General features: G+C 72.5%; 17 protein-coding genes. 10 read left to right on the top strand and 7 right to left on the bottom strand.

Going from position 1 to position 16,717, the window contains the following annotated elements; genetic code table 11:
* Nucleotides 1–140 precede the first annotated feature (140 nt).
* The 4 genes from glnII to ACFV4F_RS27350 form a co-directional block, all read right to left on the bottom strand.
* Nucleotides 141–1,163, bottom strand: coding sequence for a glutamine synthetase GlnII (gene glnII, locus ACFV4F_RS27335; RefSeq protein WP_380506308.1), 1,023 nt, complete (start codon nt 1,161–1,163; stop codon nt 141–143).
* Between the two features lie 176 nt (nt 1,164–1,339).
* Nucleotides 1,340–2,311 (bottom strand): SCO1860 family LAETG-anchored protein, encoded by a 972-nt coding sequence (locus ACFV4F_RS27340; protein ID WP_380506311.1) that lies wholly within the window; start codon nt 2,309–2,311, stop codon nt 1,340–1,342.
* Between the two features lie 126 nt (nt 2,312–2,437).
* Complete coding sequence (locus tag ACFV4F_RS27345) at nt 2,438–3,115, bottom strand: uracil-DNA glycosylase (RefSeq protein WP_380445219.1); 678 nt, start codon at nt 3,113–3,115, stop codon at nt 2,438–2,440.
* 58 nt (nt 3,116–3,173) lie between these two features.
* Entirely contained in the window at nt 3,174–4,265 is a 1,092-nt protein-coding gene (locus ACFV4F_RS27350) for an amidohydrolase family protein (protein ID WP_380445218.1), read from the bottom strand.
* A gap of 96 nt (nt 4,266–4,361) precedes the next feature.
* Here ACFV4F_RS27350 and ACFV4F_RS27355 point away from each other — a divergent pair, with 96 nt between their 5' ends.
* Nucleotides 4,362–5,450, top strand: coding sequence for a pyridoxal-phosphate-dependent aminotransferase family protein (locus ACFV4F_RS27355; protein ID WP_380506314.1), 1,089 nt, complete (start codon nt 4,362–4,364; stop codon nt 5,448–5,450).
* Nucleotides 5,451–5,508: 58 nt separating this feature from the next.
* On the opposite strand, the gene ACFV4F_RS27360 is transcribed toward ACFV4F_RS27355, so the two are convergent.
* Nucleotides 5,509–7,083 carry an APC family permease gene (locus ACFV4F_RS27360; RefSeq protein WP_380445216.1) on the bottom strand — a complete coding sequence of 525 codons (1,575 nt, stop codon included), beginning with the start codon at nt 7,081–7,083 and terminating at the stop codon, nt 5,509–5,511.
* Between the two features lie 189 nt (nt 7,084–7,272).
* Nucleotides 7,273–7,626 (bottom strand): DUF6087 family protein, encoded by a 354-nt coding sequence (locus ACFV4F_RS27365; RefSeq protein WP_380506317.1) that lies wholly within the window; start codon nt 7,624–7,626, stop codon nt 7,273–7,275.
* Between ACFV4F_RS27365 and ACFV4F_RS27370 the strand changes: the two genes are divergently transcribed.
* The 3 genes from ACFV4F_RS27370 (at nt 7,595) to ACFV4F_RS27380 (ending at nt 10,281) form a co-directional block, all read left to right on the top strand.
* Nucleotides 7,595–8,014: a hypothetical protein gene (locus tag ACFV4F_RS27370; RefSeq protein ID WP_380506332.1), complete on the top strand. Its 420-nt coding sequence runs from the start codon at nt 7,595–7,597 to the stop codon at nt 8,012–8,014. The two genes, ACFV4F_RS27365 and ACFV4F_RS27370, sit on opposite strands and share 32 nt — an antisense overlap.
* A gap of 5 nt (nt 8,015–8,019) precedes the next feature.
* Nucleotides 8,020–8,547, top strand: a complete 528-nt coding sequence (locus ACFV4F_RS27375; protein WP_380506329.1) for a GNAT family N-acetyltransferase — start codon at nt 8,020–8,022, stop codon at nt 8,545–8,547.
* Nucleotides 8,548–8,706: 159 nt separating this feature from the next.
* Entirely contained in the window at nt 8,707–10,281 is a 1,575-nt protein-coding gene (locus ACFV4F_RS27380; RefSeq protein ID WP_380506320.1) for a TauD/TfdA family dioxygenase, read from the top strand.
* Nucleotides 10,282–10,326: 45 nt separating this feature from the next.
* Here the strand turns inward: ACFV4F_RS27380 and ACFV4F_RS27385 are convergent, their stop codons facing one another.
* On the bottom strand, nt 10,327–11,115 hold the full coding sequence (locus ACFV4F_RS27385; protein WP_359960935.1) for a GntR family transcriptional regulator: 789 nt from the start codon (nt 11,113–11,115) through the stop codon (nt 10,327–10,329).
* 347 nt (nt 11,116–11,462) lie between these two features.
* Between ACFV4F_RS27385 and ACFV4F_RS27390 the strand changes: the two genes are divergently transcribed.
* The 6 genes from ACFV4F_RS27390 to ACFV4F_RS27415 all read left to right on the top strand — a co-directional run bounded on the left by ACFV4F_RS27390 (nt 11,463) and on the right by ACFV4F_RS27415 (nt 16,662).
* Nucleotides 11,463–12,629 carry an ABC transporter substrate-binding protein gene (locus ACFV4F_RS27390; RefSeq protein ID WP_380445208.1) on the top strand — a complete coding sequence of 389 codons (1,167 nt, stop codon included), beginning with the start codon at nt 11,463–11,465 and terminating at the stop codon, nt 12,627–12,629.
* Nucleotides 12,630–12,635: 6 nt separating this feature from the next.
* Entirely contained in the window at nt 12,636–13,619 is a 984-nt protein-coding gene (locus ACFV4F_RS27395) for an ABC transporter permease (RefSeq protein WP_380499454.1), read from the top strand.
* The gene (locus ACFV4F_RS27400; protein WP_380499456.1) at nt 13,619–14,428 is read left to right on the top strand and encodes an ABC transporter permease; all 810 of its coding nucleotides are present in this window, start codon (nt 13,619–13,621) and stop codon (nt 14,426–14,428) included. The genes ACFV4F_RS27395 and ACFV4F_RS27400 overlap by 1 nt, the downstream gene beginning before the upstream one ends.
* Before the next feature lie 34 nt (nt 14,429–14,462).
* On the top strand, nt 14,463–15,548 hold the full coding sequence (locus ACFV4F_RS27405; protein WP_380445206.1) for an ABC transporter ATP-binding protein: 1,086 nt from the start codon (nt 14,463–14,465) through the stop codon (nt 15,546–15,548).
* Between the two features lie 66 nt (nt 15,549–15,614).
* Nucleotides 15,615–16,334 (top strand): HAD family hydrolase, encoded by a 720-nt coding sequence (locus ACFV4F_RS27410; protein WP_380506323.1) that lies wholly within the window; start codon nt 15,615–15,617, stop codon nt 16,332–16,334.
* Between the two features lie 7 nt (nt 16,335–16,341).
* Entirely contained in the window at nt 16,342–16,662 is a 321-nt protein-coding gene (locus tag ACFV4F_RS27415; protein ID WP_380445204.1) for a DMT family transporter, read from the top strand.
* Nucleotides 16,663–16,717: the final 55 nt, after the last annotated feature.

Genomic DNA, 16,717 nt, shown 5'->3' on the forward strand with positions numbered 1-16,717 from the left:
TAGCTTTGGGGCAGGTCCCCCGGCGGCCAAACCATCTTTTGCCCCCGGTTTTCCCCCCGCCCGGTTCCCCCCCTAACCCGCCCGCCGCCCTTCCCCGTGGCGGGGAAGGGCCTGCGGCCGTACGTGCGCGGTGCGGCGGATCAGACCTGGCCGGCCTTCTCCAGGGCCTCGCAGCAGGTGTTGATCAGCAGGCGGGTGACGACGTAGGGGTCGACGTTCGCGTTCGGGCGGCGGTCCTCGATGTAGCCCTTCTGCTCCACCTCGACCTGCCACGGGATGCGGACGGAGGCACCGCGGTTGGAGACGCCGTAGCTGTAGACGTTCCACGGGGCGGTCTCGTGCTTGCCGGTCAGGCGGGACTCGATGTCGGCGCCGTACTGGGTGACGTGCTCCAGCACCTTCTCCTGGGAGGTGCCGAGCGACTCGCAGGCGGTGATGATGGCGTCGTAGCCCTCGCGCATCGCCTTGGTGGAGAAGTTGGTGTGGGCGCCCGCGCCGTTCCAGTCGCCACGGGCCGGCTTGGCGTCCAGGGTGGCGTCGATGCCGAACTCCTCGGCGGTGCGGTACAGCAGGTAGCGGGCGATCCACAGGTCGTCCGAGACGGTCAGGGCGTCGACCGGGCCGATCTGGAACTCCCACTGGCCGGGCATGACCTCGGCGTTGATGCCGCAGATCGCCAGGCCGGCGTCCATGCAGCGGTCCAGGTGCAGCTCGACGATCTCGCGGCCGAAGACCTCCTCGGCGCCGACACCGCAGTAGTAGCCGCCCTGCGGGGCCGGGTAGCCGCCCTCCGGGAAGCCGAGCGGGCGGGAGCCCTTGAAGAAGGTGTACTCCTGCTCGATGCCGAAGATCGACTCCTGCGCGGAGTACTTCTCGGCGACCTCGCGCAGCAGGGCACGGGTGTTGGACTCGTGCGCCGCACCGTTGGTCTCCAGGACCTCGCACAGGACCAGGATGTTGTCACCACCGCGGATCGGGTCCTTGACGACCTTCACCGGCTCCAGCACGCGGTCGGACGCGTGGCCCTCGGCCTGGTTGGTCGACGAGCCGTCGAAGCCCCAGGTGGGGATCTTGTCGGCGTTGGGCAGGACGCGAGTCTTGGAACGGAGCTTCGCGGTCGGCTTGGTGCCGTCGATCCAGATGTACTCGGCCTTGATTGCCACGGCTGGTCCCTCGCATTGCTGGGTGGTGGGTGCCCGCGTAGCGTCGCAAGCCGCCGTTTCCCGGTTGTTCCTCTCATGTAACGCGCATGTGAACCAACCGTCCGCGTTGACACGGTCACGGTGCGGGAGTGCCGGGGGCGACACTCCCGCTTCCTCCCGTGCCCCGGGGCGGTCCGTCAGTGGTGACGGGCGTGCGCGGCGCGGCGGCGCCGGGTGGCCCAGAGGGCGGCGGCTCCGCCCGCCACGAGCGCCGCGGCCCCGGCGGCGAGCGGGCCGGTGGCGCTGCTGCCACCGGTCTCGGCCAGGCCCGCGGCCGGGCGCGCGGACGCGGCGTGCGCGGCGCCGGCGCCCGTCGTGGTGTCGGCCACCGGCTGGGCGGTGGGCGCGTCCGTGGTGGGCGCCGGGGTCGGGGTGGCCGTGGCCGGGCCGGTCGGCGGGACCGGCTTCTCGCAGCTCACCGAGGCGACGGTGATCTTCCCGGTGACCTTGGCGACGTTCAGGTTCAGCGGGTTCACCGCCACCTGCACCTCCAGCGCGGAGGCGGCGGCCGTGGTCGAGGTGGTGGTGCGCTTGGAGAACTCCACCGAGACGCTGCCCACCAGCGGCACGTCCACCGTGGTCGGCGCGTACAGGCCGACGGTGACCGGCTTGCCGAGCACGGTGAGCTTCGCGGGCGCGACGACGTTCGCGGTCGGCTGCCCGTCGACCGGACACGTCACCTCGGCGCTCATCGCCTCCAGGCCGAGCAGCGCGGTGGCCGGCAGGCCGGGGGCGTGCACGTCGGCGTTGACCAGCCGGACGGAGGCGGCGGTGCCCTTGGCGTCGGAGCGCGTCACGGACTTCCCGACGTCGGCCTTGACGAGCGTGACCGGGCCCTGCTGGTCGACACCGTCGACCTTGGCGGTCAGCACGGAGCCTTCGCGCTGCGCGGGCGTCTCCACCTTGTTCAGCGCTATGTCCACGGGCACGTCCACCGCCTTGTTCAGCAGGCTGACGTCCAGCGCGAGCTCGGCGGTGACGGCGCGCGCCGTGCCCGGGGATCCGGGCGCCGGCGCCGGTGCCGTCCCGGCCGCCCGGGCGGGCGGGACGGTGAGCAGCGCGCACGCCACCGTGGCAGCGGCAACAGAAACGATTCGTCGGGAAGACATGACGGTACCCCCACAGCGGTGGAACGATGAGCCGCCAGTCTTCTCAAACGATCCGTCACACGAGTCACACGGAACGTCATTTCACTCGTTGGAGTGAGGTTGGCGTTCCGCCGTGACCCGGAACTGCTAGGGCAGGCGCCAGTCCACCGGCTGCGCCCCCTGGCGCGCCAGCAGGTCGTTGGCCCGGCTGAACGGCCGCGAGCCGAAGAAGCCGCCGTTCGCCGAGTACGGGCTCGGGTGCGCCGACTCGATCGCCGGGACCTCCCCGAGCAGCGGCCGCAGGTTCCGGGCGTCCCGGCCCCACAGGATCGCCACCAGCGGGCCGCCGCGTGCCACCAGCGCCTTTATCGCCTGCTCGGTGACCTCCTCCCAGCCCTTGCCGCGGTGCGCGGCGGGCTTGCGCGGCGCCGTCGTCAGCGCGCGGTTGAGCAGCAGGACGCCCTGCTGCGTCCACGGGGTGAGGTCGCCGTTGGACGGCTGCGGGAGGCCGAGGTCCGTCCCGTACTCCTGGAAGATGTTGATCAGGCTGGCCGGGATCGGCCGCACCTCGGGCCCGACCGAGAAGCTCAGCCCGACGGCGTGCCCGGGGGTCGGGTACGGGTCCTGCCCGACGATCAGCACCCGCACGTCGGCGAAGGGCTGCTGGAAGGCGCGCAGCACGTTCGGCCCGGAGGGCAGGTAGGTGCGGCCTGCGGCCAGTTCGGCGCGCAGGAAGTCGCCCATCGCGGCGACCTGCCCGGCGACGGGTGCCAGGGCGGTCGCCCAGCCGGGCTCGACGATCTCGTGAAGTGGACGCGGTGCCATGGTCGCCACCCTATCGGCCTACGCCGACAGCGCGTTCAGCGGATGATCTTGAGAACCGTCATCCCACCGGACGGCCGCGCAGCACCACCGTGCGGGGTGCGGCCAGCACCCGGACGTCGGCCCGCGGGTCCTCGTCGTAGACCACGAGGTCCGCCGGGGCGCCCTCCTCCAGGCCCGGGCGCCCGAGCCACTCGCGCGCACCCCAACTCGCCGCCGACAGCGCCTCGTTCGGGCTCAGTCCAGCCTTGACGAGCTCGGCCACCTCCTCCGCCACCAGGCCGTGCGCGAGCGAGCCGCCCGCGTCCGTCCCGACGAAGACCGGGATCCCGGCGTCGTGGGCGGCGCCGACGGTGTCGTAGCGGCGCTCGTGCAGGCGGCGCATGTGCGCGGCCCAGGCCGGGAACTTGCCCTCGCCGCCGGCCGCCAGCGCGGGGAAGGTCGCGATGTTGACGAGCGTAGGGACGATCGCCACCCCGCGCTCGGCGAAGGCCGGGATCAGTTCCTCGGTCAGCCCGGTGGCGTGCTCGACGCAGTCGATGCCGGCCGCGAGGAGGTCCGGCAGCGACTCGGCCGCGAAGCAGTGCGCCGTCACCCGCGCGCCCTCCTCGTGCGCCGCCGCGATCGCCTCGGCCAGCGCGTCGCCGGGCCAGCAGGCGGTGAGGTCGCCGTGCTCGCGGTCGATCCAGTCGCCGACCAGCTTGACCCAGCCGTCGCCGCGCCGGGCCTCGGCCCGGACGTAGGCGGCGAGGTCGCCCGGCTCGATCTCGTGCGCGTAGTTGCGGATGTAGCGGCGGGTGCGGGCGATGTGCCGCCCGGCCCGGATGATCCGCGGCAGGTCCTCGCGCTCGTCGATCCAGCGGGTGTCGGCGGCCGAGCCGGCGTCGCGGATCAGCAGGGTGCCGGCGTCGCGGTCGGTGAGCGCCTGCTTCTCGCTGGTCTCGGCGTCCACCGCGCCGTGCGCGTCCAGGCCGACGTGGCAGTGCGCGTCGACCAGGCCGGGCAGCGCCCAGCCGGTGACGGTCCGGACGTCCCCGGCGCCGGGCGGGCGGGTGAAGCTCACCCGGCCGTCCACCACCCAGAGTTCGTCCCGGACGTCCTCCGGACCGACCAGCACCCGACCCCGGACGTGCAGCACCGCGCCATCGCTCATGGCCCGCACTCTACCGACGGGCGGGTTCCGTGGGAGCGGCGAGGATGCGGCAGACTCGTTCCCGTCCCAACCACCCGTGCGCGAAAGGCACCAGCTGTGAGTGTGTTCCTCGACGACCTCCCCCCGCTCAGCGCCGCCGGGTTCGCGGCGATCGAGGACCAGGTGGCCGCGCTGCTGCACACCTCCGCGGACGTGATCGTCACCCAGGGCGAGGCGCTGCTGCCCCTGGAGGCCGCGATCCGCGGCGCCGCGCACCCGGGCTCGACCGCGCTCAACATCATCACCGGCCCGTACGGCCAGACCTTCGGGAACTGGCTGCGCTCGTGCGGCGCCGAGGTCGTCGACCTGGCGGTCCCCTTCCACAGCGCGGTGAGCGCGTGGCAGGTCGCCGACGCGCTGGCCGCGAACCCGGCGATCGACTTCGTCTCGCTGGTCCACGCCGAGGCCGCCACCGGCAACACCAACCCGGTCGCCGAGATCGCCGCCGTGGTGCGCGAGCACGGCGCGCTGCTGATGCTCGACGCGGTGGCCTCGGTGGCCGCCGAGCCGCTGCTCACCGACGCGTGGGGCGTCGACCTGTGCGTCATCGGCGGCCAGAAGGCGATGGGCGGCCCGGCCGGCGTCTCCGCGGTGTCCGTCTCCGGGCGCGCCTGGGAACGGATCGCCGCCAACCCGGCCGCCCCGCGCCGCTCGTACCTGTCCCTGCTGGACTGGAAGGAGCGCTGGACGGACGCCGGGCGGGCCGTACTGCCGCACGCCCCGGCCCAGTTGGAGATGCTGGCGCTCGGCGCCTGCCTCGACCGCATCGCCGCCGACGGCCTGCCGGCGGTCATCGCCCGCCATCGCGCCGCCTCGGCCGCGACCCGCGCCGGCGTCCGCGCGCTGGGCACGCTCACCCCGTACGTCACGGAGGACGCGCACGCCGCGCCGGTCGCGACCACCCTGCGCACCGCCCCGGGCGTGCACGCCGGCGAGCTCGCCGCGGCCCTCGACCCGTCGCTCCCCGTCCAGCCGGGCGGCGGCGCGCTGGCGGCGGAGATGCTCCGGGTCAACCACTACGGCCGGGCGGCCTCGCCGGACACCGTCCGCGCGTGCCTCACCGCCCTGGCCGCCGCGACCGGCGCGGACGCCGAGCCGGCCCTGGCGGCCGCCGACGCCGCCTGGGCCGCGACCGTCGAAGGCTGAGCGCACAAGCGGAGAGCGGCCCCCGGGACTCCTCGGGGGCCGCTCTCCGTTCCGGCGGTCAGTGCCCGCCCGCGTCCACCACCTCGACGCCCCGGATGTTCCGCTCGATCTCCTCCCGCGGCAGCGCGACCGCGAGGGCCCAGTAGTAGACCACCAGGGAGAAGACCACCACGACCCCGATGTCCCACCAGAGCGGCAGGTTCCCCTGGGCGCCCACGCCGAAGGTCCCCTGCCACGAGACGATCCCCATCCCGACCAGGTAGACCGGCAGCCACTGCCCGGCCTTGAAGTCCATCCGCGGCGCGTTCGGCATGCCCTTCGAGGCGGCGTACGCGGAGTACCCGCCGAGCAGCGCGTACCCGATCAGGATCGCCAGGCCCAGCCGCCACAGGGTGTCCCAGCCGGACCAGTAGATGACCAGGCTCGCCACCGCGAAGGCCAGCGGCGAGATCACCGAGCCGGCCGGCAGGTGGTACGAGCGCTCCAGCCCCGGCAGCCGCTTGCGCAGCACGCCGAAGGCCAGCGGCGCCCCCGCGTACATCAGCACGACGGCGGAGGTGATGAACCCGACCAGCCGCTGCCAGCTCGGGAAGGGCAGGAAGCACAGCACGCCGGCCACCCAGGCGATGACCAGGCCGAGCCAGGGCACCGAGCGCTTGTCGGTGTACTGGAGGGCCTGCGGCGCGTAGCCGTTGCGACTGAGGCCGTAGGTGACCCGCGAGCTGGAGGTGATGTAGACCAGCCCGGTGCCGGCCGGCGAGATCACCGCGTCGATGAACAGGATGGTGGCGAGCCAGCCGAGCCCGATCAGCGTGGCGAGGCCCGCGAACGGCCCGCTGATGCCGGGGTAGTCGAGCTTGCCCCAGCCCCCGGCGAAGGTCTCCGGCGGCAGGGCGCCGATGAACACCACCTGGAGCATGACGTAGACGATCGTGCCGACCACGACCGAGCCGAGCACGGCCCTCGGGATGTCCCGGCGGGGGTTGCGGCTCTCGCCCGCCCACTGGATGGCCTGCTCGAAGCCGAGCAGCGCGAAGATCACCCCGCTGGTGCTGATGGCCGCGAGCACGCCCTTGGCGCCGTCCGGCGCGAAGCCGTGGACGTTGAAGTTGGAACCGTGGAACTCGGTGATCCCGAGGGCGAAGATGGCCAGGATCGGGACCGCGACCTTCCACACGGTGGCCACGCTGTTGGTGTGAGCGAGCAGCCGGACCCCGAGGAAGTTGACGGCGACGAAGACCCCGAGCAGCACGGCCGCGACGACGAACCCGCTGCCCGTCAGCGTGAGGTCCTTGTTCAGGAAGCCGTCCGCCCAGGTCCAGTGCCGGGCGTAGTTGATCATCGCCTGGACCTCGATGGGCGCGATCGTCGCGGCCTGCAGCCACGTGAACCACCCGAACGACATCCCCGCGAACCCGCCGAACGCGTAGTGCGGGTAGCGCGCCGTCCCGCCCGCCACCGGGAAGAGCCCGCCCAGCTCGGCGTGGATCAGCGCCAGGAGGATGATCGCCACCGCGCCGATCCCCCAGGACAGCAGGGCGGCCGGCCCGGCCGCCACCGCCGCCTTCTGCGCCCCGAACAGCCAGCCGGACCCGATGATCGCGCCGACCGAGGCCCAGAGCAGCCCGACCATCCCGACTTCTCGCTTGAGCCCGGTATGCCCTGACCCAGCCGGAGCCGTCGTCCTGGAATGAGCCATACCCGGCCACCTCTCGCCTATCGGGACAAATCCACCCCGACAGTGCCGCAGCCCCGCCCCTTCTCCCCCGCCAAAACGCGCCCGGGACCACCCCCTCACCCGAACGGCCGGAGCGCGGATCCCTCAGCCGGGCGGCGGAACCGGCCGACGGTGTCGGCCGGCGCCTTTCCGAAGCAGCGCCACGGGGGTGTCCTCCTGCGCCTCGATCAGCTCACCGTTCCGCCGCATGATCAGCGGATACGCCTCCGAGAAGTCGGCCGCGACGGCCACCGGCCGCCAGGCACGCCCGTCCCACTCGACCACGAGCCGCTGAAGGTCTTGGAACGGATGCAGCTCCTGGCGATCCTCGGGGATGAGCACCAGAGCATCCCGGGTCCCTGGAGGCCGGTCCCGATCAGCTCGGTCGGCATACCACTCGGAGAGCGGTCGCGCGCTTTCGCTCGCGTTGACCTGGCACGACCGGTCCGACAAGGACACCGAGGCTCCCCGATGGACGGCGTTCGCCGGCCAAGTCGAGGTCGACTACGCCACTGCCGCGTGGCACATGGAGAACGGTCGCCCCTTCCATGCGATCCCGTTTCTGAGATCCGCCGTGAGCCGGCTCGGGCCAACGTACAGCCGGAATGCGGCGCTGTACCGGGCACGCCTGGCCGAAGTGCTCATGAAGGCCGGCGCTGTGGAAGAGGCCTGCGCGGAGGCGTGCGCGAGCGCCGACGCGGCTCAGGGCATGACCTCTGCCCGGCTGGTCGAGAGGCTACGAACCGTGGCAGCCTCTGCCGAGCTCATCGATTCGGCAGTGACCCGGGATTTCGTAGAACACATGCGGGAGTTCGGGGTGACAGCGAATAAGGGGGAGGCAGCGTGACGGTGATGGTCAGGGTTCTGGACGGAGCACAGACGGCCTTCCTGGAAGAGCAGTTGAAAGCCGTGTTCGCCGAGGCCTTCGCGGAACCGCCGTACGGGGAGGGCCCGCCCGACGTGGAGCGCGCGTTCCGGCGATTCCGGTCGCAGGTGCGCAGACGGGGTTTTCGGGCAGCGGTGGCGTTCGATGGCGAGACGGTGGTGGGCATGGCGTACGGCTACCCGCTGGCCGCCGGCACAGGCTGGTGGGACACGCTCGTCGAGCCCGTGGCCGAGGATCTCCGATTCGAGGACGGGAAGCGGACGTTCGGACTGTTCGAGCTGGCCGTACGCCCCGCCTGGCGCAGGCGGGGCGTCGCCACCGAGATGCACCGTGCCCTGCTGAACGGGCTGGAGAACCAGCGAGTGATGCTGAACAGCCACCCGGAGGCGACAGCAGCGCAGGCCGCCTACCGGGCGTGGGGCTACCGCCGGGTGGGCACGGCGGTGCCGTGGGAGGGCGCGGCGGAGCACGACGTGTTGCTCCTGGAGCTGTGACGCAACAGGTTTCAGTCAGCGGCTACCGACACAGTTCCCGGAGCGTTCACCCGCCTGGCACCGGGAACTCACCGGGGGGCGGCAGGCTCCCGGGCGACGGGGTGAAGTTGGCTATACAACTCCACCCCGACCGGGATGCCGTCGAGGAGGAGACCCGCCATGCCCGAGCTGCCGACGTACTGGCTGCGCGACAACTGCCCGTGTGCCGAGTGCCGCGACCCCCGCAACGGGCAGAAGCTGTTCCAGATCGCCGACCTGCCCGAGGACCTCGCGATCGCGGCGCAGTGCGAGATGAACGGGAACCTCGAAGTCCTCTGGTCGGACGGCCACCGCTCCCGCTACCCGCTCGTCTGGTTGGCCGAGGCCGGCGACGGGGACGGGCGCACCGAGGCCGACAAGCGGCTCTGGGTCGCGGCGGACTTCCGGCGCGGGCTGCCGGAGGCCGGGTGGGAGGCGTACCTGGCCGATCCCGCCGAGCAGGCCGCGGTGCTGGCGGCCGTCCGGCGCAGCGGGTTCGCGGTGCTGCGCGGTGTGCCGACCACGGAGGGAAAGGTGTGTGAGGTCGCCGAGAGCTTCGGGTTCGTCCGGGTCACCAACTACGGCGAGCTGTTCGACGTCCGCGTCGAGCCGGACCCGAACAACCTCGCCTTCACCAGCGCCGCCATCACGCCGCACACCGACAACCCGTACCGGGACCCGGTGCCCACCCTCCAGCTCCTGCACTGCCTGGAGAACTCCGCCACCGGCGGCGACTCCGGGCTCGTCGACGGCTTCAAGGCCGCCGCCGTCCTCCGGGACGAAGCCCCGGCGGACTTCGCCGTCCTCACCCGCACCCCCGTCCCGTTCGTCTTCCGCGACCGCGGCACCGAACTGCGCGCCGACCGTCCGCTGATCGACGTCGACCCGCTCGGCCGGATCCGCGAGGTCCGGTTCAACAACCGGTCGATCGGCACCCTTCGCAGTGGTGACAGGAACGCCTTCTACGCCGCCTACCGCCGCTTCGCCGCCATCACGCTCCGCCCGGAGCTCCAGCTGACCTTCCGCCTCGGCCCCGGCGATTGCCTGATCTTCGACAACACCCGCCTCCTGCACGCCCGGACGGCCTTCCAGCAGGACGGCCACCGCCACCTCCAGGGCTGCTACGCCGACCTCGACTCGCTCGCCTCCACCCTCGCCGTGCTGCACCGCCGCACCGCCGCCCTGGACGCGGTCGCCGAGCTGTTCGCGGGCGAGGGCGCCGGGGAGTACCTGGGCGAGGCGGTCACGATGGCCGAGCACATGCTCCAGGCCGCCGCTGCCGCCGAGGCGGCCCAAGCACCGGCGCACCTGATCGCCGCCGCACTGCTGCACGACGTCGGACACTTCCATGGCACCCTGCACGGCCGGGACCTGATGCAGGGGCAGGACAACCGGCACAGCGACAGTGGCGCCGACTGGCTGGCGCAGTGGTTCGGCCCGGAGGTCACCGGGCCCGTCCGGCTGCACGTCGCGGCGAAGCGCTACCTGTGCGCGGTCGAGCCGGACTACCGCGCGCGGCTGTCCGAGGCGTCCGAGTACACGCTCAAGGTCCAGGGCGGCCCGATGGACGACGCCCAGGCCGCCGCCTTCGCCGCGCTCCCGGGCGCCGCCGACGCGGTGGCCGTCCGCCGCTGGGACGACGAGGCGAAGGCCGCCGGTGCGCCCACGCCGGACTTCGAGCACTACCGCCCGTTGCTCGCCTCGCTCATGAAGTAGCGGGGAGCGAGGGAGGGGAGAACCGAAAGGTCCTCCCCTCCCGGCTCAGTCCAGTTCGCGTGCGTGCCGCGAAAGCGCCGACGTCGCCAGGGAGTTGTGCACGCTGAACGCCACCGTCCCGGGCAGGTAGCGGTCCTGGGACCACTCCACCGGCGTGCCGGTCGGGTCGGTCGTGCGCCGCCGCTCGCGCAGCAGCGGGCCGCCGCGGCGGCAGCCGAGCAGGCGGGCGTCCTCCGCGTTGGCCGCGACGATGTCGATGGTGTGGTCGGCGTCGCAGAACAGGATGCCGTGCTCGCGCAGCACCTCGGTGTGCGAGACGACGTCCGGCGGCAGCTCGGCCACGATCTCGCCGACGCGCGGCGGGTAGACGGTGCGCTCGACCATCACCGGCGTGCCGGACAGCGTCCGCAGCCGGACCGTCACGTACACGTCGGCGCCCGGCTCCAGCCGCAGTTGCTCGCGCTCGGCGGCGTCGGCCGGGCGGCGCACCAGCGAGTCGAGGATGCCGCCGGGCTCCTCCCCCATCGAGTACGCCCAGTGCGTGAAGCTGAGGAGCTCGGAGAAGCTCTGCACCCGCGCGCCGCCGAGCACCACGCGCCGGGTGCCGCGCCGGGAGGTGACCAGTCCGTCCGAGCGCAGCACGGCCAGCGCCTGGCGGACCGTCCCGCGGGAGACCCCGTACTGCTCGGCCAGCGCGCCCTCGGCCGGCAGCCGGCCCGCCTCGCCGAACGCGCCGGAGGTGATCGCCTCGCGCAGGTCGGCGGCCACCTTGCGGTAGAGGGCTCCCGTGCGCTCCGCCGGCCGCCCCGGCTCCAGCCCGGGATCCGTTGCCACGTCAGTCAATGTCCCTCCTGGGGCGGTGTCCTGCGCAGCCGTACCGGCGCGGACAGCCCGACCTTATCCCGCTGCGCCTTCGAAGCATCGCACCGGACGGATCACTCCCGACCGGCCGGATTCCACCGTTCCCGCAGCCGACCCCGGTTCTGGGCCGTCCGTTCACCTTCCCGTCACCGGACTCCGGGTTACTTACCCCCGTCAGCGAAGTTGGCTAGTCAACTCGGACGGACTCGCCCGGCTATCGGACGAACCCGAGCACCGGCCGCCACTCGCACGATCCCCCGATCAGACACCTCTGCTCCGCACTCACCCCTCGCAGTACACCCCGATCAGGAGACTGACCAGTGTCCGTGCACCGCGCCCGCTCCGCCGCCTTCGCGGCCGTCCTGACCGCCGCCGCGCTCTCCCTCACCGCCTGCGGCTCCGCCGGCTCGTCCTCCGCGAAGTCCAACAGCGCCTCGGGCGGCAAGGACGCGAAGACCGCCACCTCCGTCGCCGACTTCGGCGGCATGGACGCGCTGGTCGCCGCCGCCAAGAAGGAGGGCAAGCTCCACGTCATCACGCTGCCGCGCGACTGGGCGAACTACGGCAAGCTGATGGACGACTTCAAGGCGAAGTACGGCATCGAGATCGAGGACGAGAACCCGGACGGCTCCAGCCAGGACGAGATCAACGCGATCACCTCCCGCAAGGGCCAGGACCGCGCCCCCGACGTCGTCGACCTGGGATCGGCCTTCGCGATCAGCGCCGGCAAGCAGGGCCTGCTGGCCCCCTACAAGGTCGCCGACTTCGACAAGATCCCGGCCACCATGAAGGACGCCAACGGCCTGAGCTACAACGACTACGGCGGCTACATGTCGATCGGCTGCGACGCCAAGAAGGTGGCCGTCTGCCCGAAGACCTTCGCCGACCTGCTCAAGCCCGACTACAAGGGCATGGTCGCCCTGAACGGCAACCCGACCAAGGCCGGTGCCGCCTTCGGCGCCGTCTACGCCGCGGCCCTCGCCAACGCCGGCTCGCTGGACAACATCCAGCCCGGCATCGACTTCTTCGGCAAGGTCAAGCAGGCCGGCAACTTCAACCCGGTCGAGGTCACCCCGGCGACCATCGAGAAGGGCGAGACCCCGATCAGCATCGACTGGTCGTACCTGAACGCCGGCTACTCGGTGAAGTTCAAGGACAAGGGCATCGACTGGCAGGTCGCCATCCCGTCGGACGGCTCCTACGCGCAGTACTACAACCAGGCCGTCAACAAGGACGCGCCGCACCCGGCCGCCGCCCGCCTGTGGGAGGAGTACCTCTACAGCGCCGCCGGCCAGAACGGCTTCATGGGCGGCTTCGCCACCCCGGCCCTCTTCGACGCCATGAAGGCCGCCGGCACCCTCGACGCCGACGCCGCCTCGAAGCTGCCGCCGGTCGAGAAGCCCTTCACCACCTTCCCCACCCCGGACCAGACCGACGCGGCCAAGAAGGTCGTGACCGAGAACTGGGCCAAGGCGATCGCGGGCTGACCTGAGATGACCACGGCTCCCACCCCGGTGCCGGCCTCCGCCTCCGCCGCGCGTAGCGGCGGGGGCGGCGCCCCCGGCTCCGTCACCCCCGAATCCCCGGCCACCACCGCGGCCGCCAAGGCCCCCCGCCCCGGCAAGCGCGGCGGACCCCGCGGCCGGGCCTGGCTGGCCGCCCTCCCCCTGCTGCTGTTCTTCGCGATCGGCTTCGGGCTGCCCGCCATCGCGATCGCCATCGGCGCGTTCACGACCTCCACCGACGCCCCCGACGGCGGCGGCACGTTCACCACCGACAACCTCACCGGCTCGCTCCAGGGCGCCTACTTCACCGCCCTGTGGGGCAGCGTGAAGCTCTCCCTGCTGACCGCGCTGATCGCCACCGTCGTCGGCCTGCCGCTGGCCCAGGCGGTCGCCACCTCCCGGCTGCGGATGTTCCGCGAGGCCGTCATGTCCGCCTCCGGTGTGCTCGCCAACTTCGGCGGCGTCCCGCTCGCGTTCATGTTCGTCGCCACCCTCGGCAACTCCGGCGAGGTCACCAAGCAGTTCGGCCTCACCAAGCACGGCTGGAACCTCTACACCTTCTCCGGCCTCTCCGTGGTCTACCTGTACTTCCTGGTGCCGCTGATGGTCATCACCATCACCCCGGCCCTGGAGGGCCTGCGCACCCAGTGGCGCGAGGCGGCGGCCAACAACGGCGCCACCGGCGTGCAGTACTGGCGCCACGTGGCCCTGCCGGTGCTCGCGCCCTCGCTGCTCGGCGGCTTCGTGCTGCTCTTCGGCGCCTCCTTCGCCGCGTACGCCACCGCCGAGGCCATGGTGGGCAGTTCGGTGCCGCTGATCTCGATGCAGATCGGCGACGCGCTGTCCGGCAACGTCCTGGTCGGCCAGGGCAACCTCGCCCTCGCCCTCGGCCTCGACATGATCGTGGTCGCCTGCCTGGTGATGGCCGTGTACCTGCCCCTTCAGCGCCGGAGTGCCAAGTGGCTCGCCTGATCAACCGCATCCGTTTCGGCCGCGGCCTCGTCCTGCTGATCTGCGGGATCTACTTCGCCGTCCCGATGGCCGCGTCGCTGTGGTTCAGCATCGACGACAACAAGGGCGGCACCACCTTCCGCGCCTACACGGAGCTGGTGAACGCCCCCGGCTTCACCGACAGCCTCGTGCTGAGCCTCGAACTCGCCGGCGTCTCCGTGGCGGTGCTGCTGCTCCTGCTGGTGCCCGCGATGCTCGCCGCCCGGCTCGGCGCGCCGAAGCTGCGCCCGGTGATCGAGATCATGTGCTCGATGCCGCTGGTCGTCCCCGTGGTCGCGCTGACCACCGGCATCATCGGCGTGCTGCGCTGGGGCCCGGACTACCTGCAGGACACGCCGTTCTTCCAGACCATCGTGGCCATCCAGGACCCGAACTTCCCCGTCGTCCTGATCATCGCGTACGTGCTGATGGCGCTCCCGTTCGCCTACCGGGCGCTGGACGCCGGGATGCGCGGCGTCGACGTCGTCACCCTCGTCGAGGCCGCCCGCAACTGCGGCGCCGGCTGGCTGCGCGCGGTGTTCACCGTCGTCCTGCCGAACCTGCGCAGCGGGCTGCTGAACGCGGCCGTGCTCACCGTCGCCCTGGTGCTCGGCGAGTTCACCACCGCCTCGATCCTCGGCTTCGCCCCCTTCTCGGTGTGGATCAACTCCAACGGCAAGAGCGACGGCCAGATGTCCGTCGCCGTGTCGATGCTCAGCCTGCTGATCGTCTGGCTCGTCCTGCTGCTGATGTCCGCCGTCGGCCGCGGCCGCAAGTCCGCGCGGTCCTGATCCGCCCCTTCCGCTTCCCAGGAGTACCTCCCCCATGACCACGGCTACCGCCACCGCCACCGGCACGGCCCCGGCCACCGGCGGCGCGACCGTCGAATTCCGCTCCCTGCGGCGCTCGTTCGGCGCCACCACCGCCCTCGACGGCCTGGACCTGACCGTCAACCCGGGCGAACTGCTCGCCCTGCTCGGCCCGTCCGGCTGCGGCAAGACCACCGCGCTGCGCATCCTGGCCGGCTTCGAGCAGCACGACTCCGGCGAGGTCCTCGTCGACGGCCGGGACATCACCGCGATCCCGGCGCACAAGCGCGACGCGGGCATGGTGTTCCAGTCCTACAGCCTCTTCCCGCACCTGACCGCGCTCGACAACGTCGCCTTCGGGCTGCGGATGCGCGGCGCCGGCAAGGCCGAGCGCCGGCGGCGCGCCCAGGAGCTGCTGGAGCTCGTCGGCCTGCCGCAGCGTGCCGGGCACTACCCGCACCAGATGTCCGGCGGCCAGCAGCAGCGCATCGCGCTCGCCCGCGCGCTCGCCCTGCAGCCGCGCGTCCTGCTGCTCGACGAGCCGCTGTCCGCGCTGGACGCCAAGGTCCGCCTCCAGCTGCGCGAGGAGATCCGCCGCCTCCAGCAGGAGCTCGGGATCACCACCCTGTTCGTGACCCACGACCAGGAGGAGGCGCTGTCGATGGCCGACCGCGTCGCCGTCCTGCGCGCGGGCCGCCTGGAGCAGTGCGCCAGCCCGAACGAGCTGTACTCGCGCCCGGCCACCGCATTCGTCGCCGAGTTCGTCGGCACCATGAGCCGGATCCCGTGCACCCGCACCGACGGGGGCGTCGAGGTGCTCGGCCGCCGGCACGCCGTGGACGGCGCCCTGCCGGTCGACGGCGAGCTCCAGGTGCTGGTCCGCCCGGAGAACGTCACGCTGACCCCGTCCGCGAACGGCCCGGCCCTCGTCGTCACCGCGTCCTTCCTGGGCGCCGTCACCCGGCTCACCGTCCGCCTGGACGACGGCACCGAGGTCAAGGCCGACCTGCCGACCGAGGCCGCCGCCGCCCTCCCGGCCGGTTCGCGCGCCGCGCTCACCCTCCCCGAGCGACCCGTACTGGTGGACCGCCGCTCGGCCTGAGAGCCTGTGACGTCCCCTTTTCGCTCCTGACGATCCACCGAAGGTACCGCCATGCCTGAATCCGCCATGCCTGAATCCGCACTGCCTGAATCCGCACTGCCCGAATCCGCGCTGCCCGAGTCCGCACTGCCCGCCGCCGTCCTGTTCGACATGGACGGCACCCTGGTCGACACCGAGCACCTCTGGTGGGAGGCCGCCGCCGAGCTCGCCGAGGAGCTGCACCGCCCGCTCACCGACCAGGACGCCCCGGAGGTGCTCGGCCGCGCCGTCGAGCACACCGCCGCCCACCTGCACCGGGTCAGCGGCACCGAGCTGAGCGAGGCCGAGGTCGCCGAGCGGCTCGGCGAGTCCTTCGCCGGCAAGGTCGCCGCCGAGACGGTCCCGCGCCCCGGCGCGCTCGCCCTGCTCGCCTCGCTGCGCGAGGCCCGGGTGCCCACCGCGCTGGTCTCCGCCTCGCCGCGCCGGGTGGTCGACCTCGTCCTGTCCACCATCGGCCGGGACTGGTTCACCGTCACCCTCGCCGCCGAGGACACCGAGCGGACCAAGCCCGCGCCCGACCCGTACCTGGCCGCCGCCGAGCGCCTCGGCCTGGACCCGGCCGCCTGCGTCGCCGTCGAGGACACCCCGACCGGCGTCACCTCCGCCAGCGCGGCCGGCTGCGCCGTGCTCGCCGTCCCGTCCACGGCCACGCCGATGCCGGACGGCGCCCGGATCACGCTGCTCGACAGCCTGGCGAACGCGGATCTAGCCCTGCTCGGGAAGCTCGGCGCCCACCAGGCCGTTTGAGTCCGGCATGCCCTACCTCCTCCTCGCCCTCGCGATCCTCAGCGAAGTCTGCGCGACCAGCTGCCTCAAGCTCACCGAGGGCTTCTCGAAGTTCTGGCCCAGCGTCGGCGTGGGCGTCGGCTACGTGCTCTCCTTCGCGCTACTCGGCCGCGCGCTCAAGCACATCCCGGTCTCGGTCGCGTACGCGGTCTGGTCGGGCGCCGGGACGGCGGCGGTCGCCGGGATCGGCGTCGTCGCCTTCGGCGAGTCGCTCGGCAGGCTCCAGATCGCGGGGATCGCCCTGATCATCGTCGGGGTGGTCGTGCTCAACCTCAAGGGCGGCCACTGAGCCCTCCCGGTCCGGCGGCGTCCTCCCGGTCCGGCGGCGCGGCACGGAGAACCGT

The sequence above is a fragment of the Kitasatospora sp. NPDC059722 genome (genome assembly GCF_042733235.1).
GTDB lineage: Bacteria > Actinomycetota > Actinomycetes > Streptomycetales > Streptomycetaceae > Kitasatospora.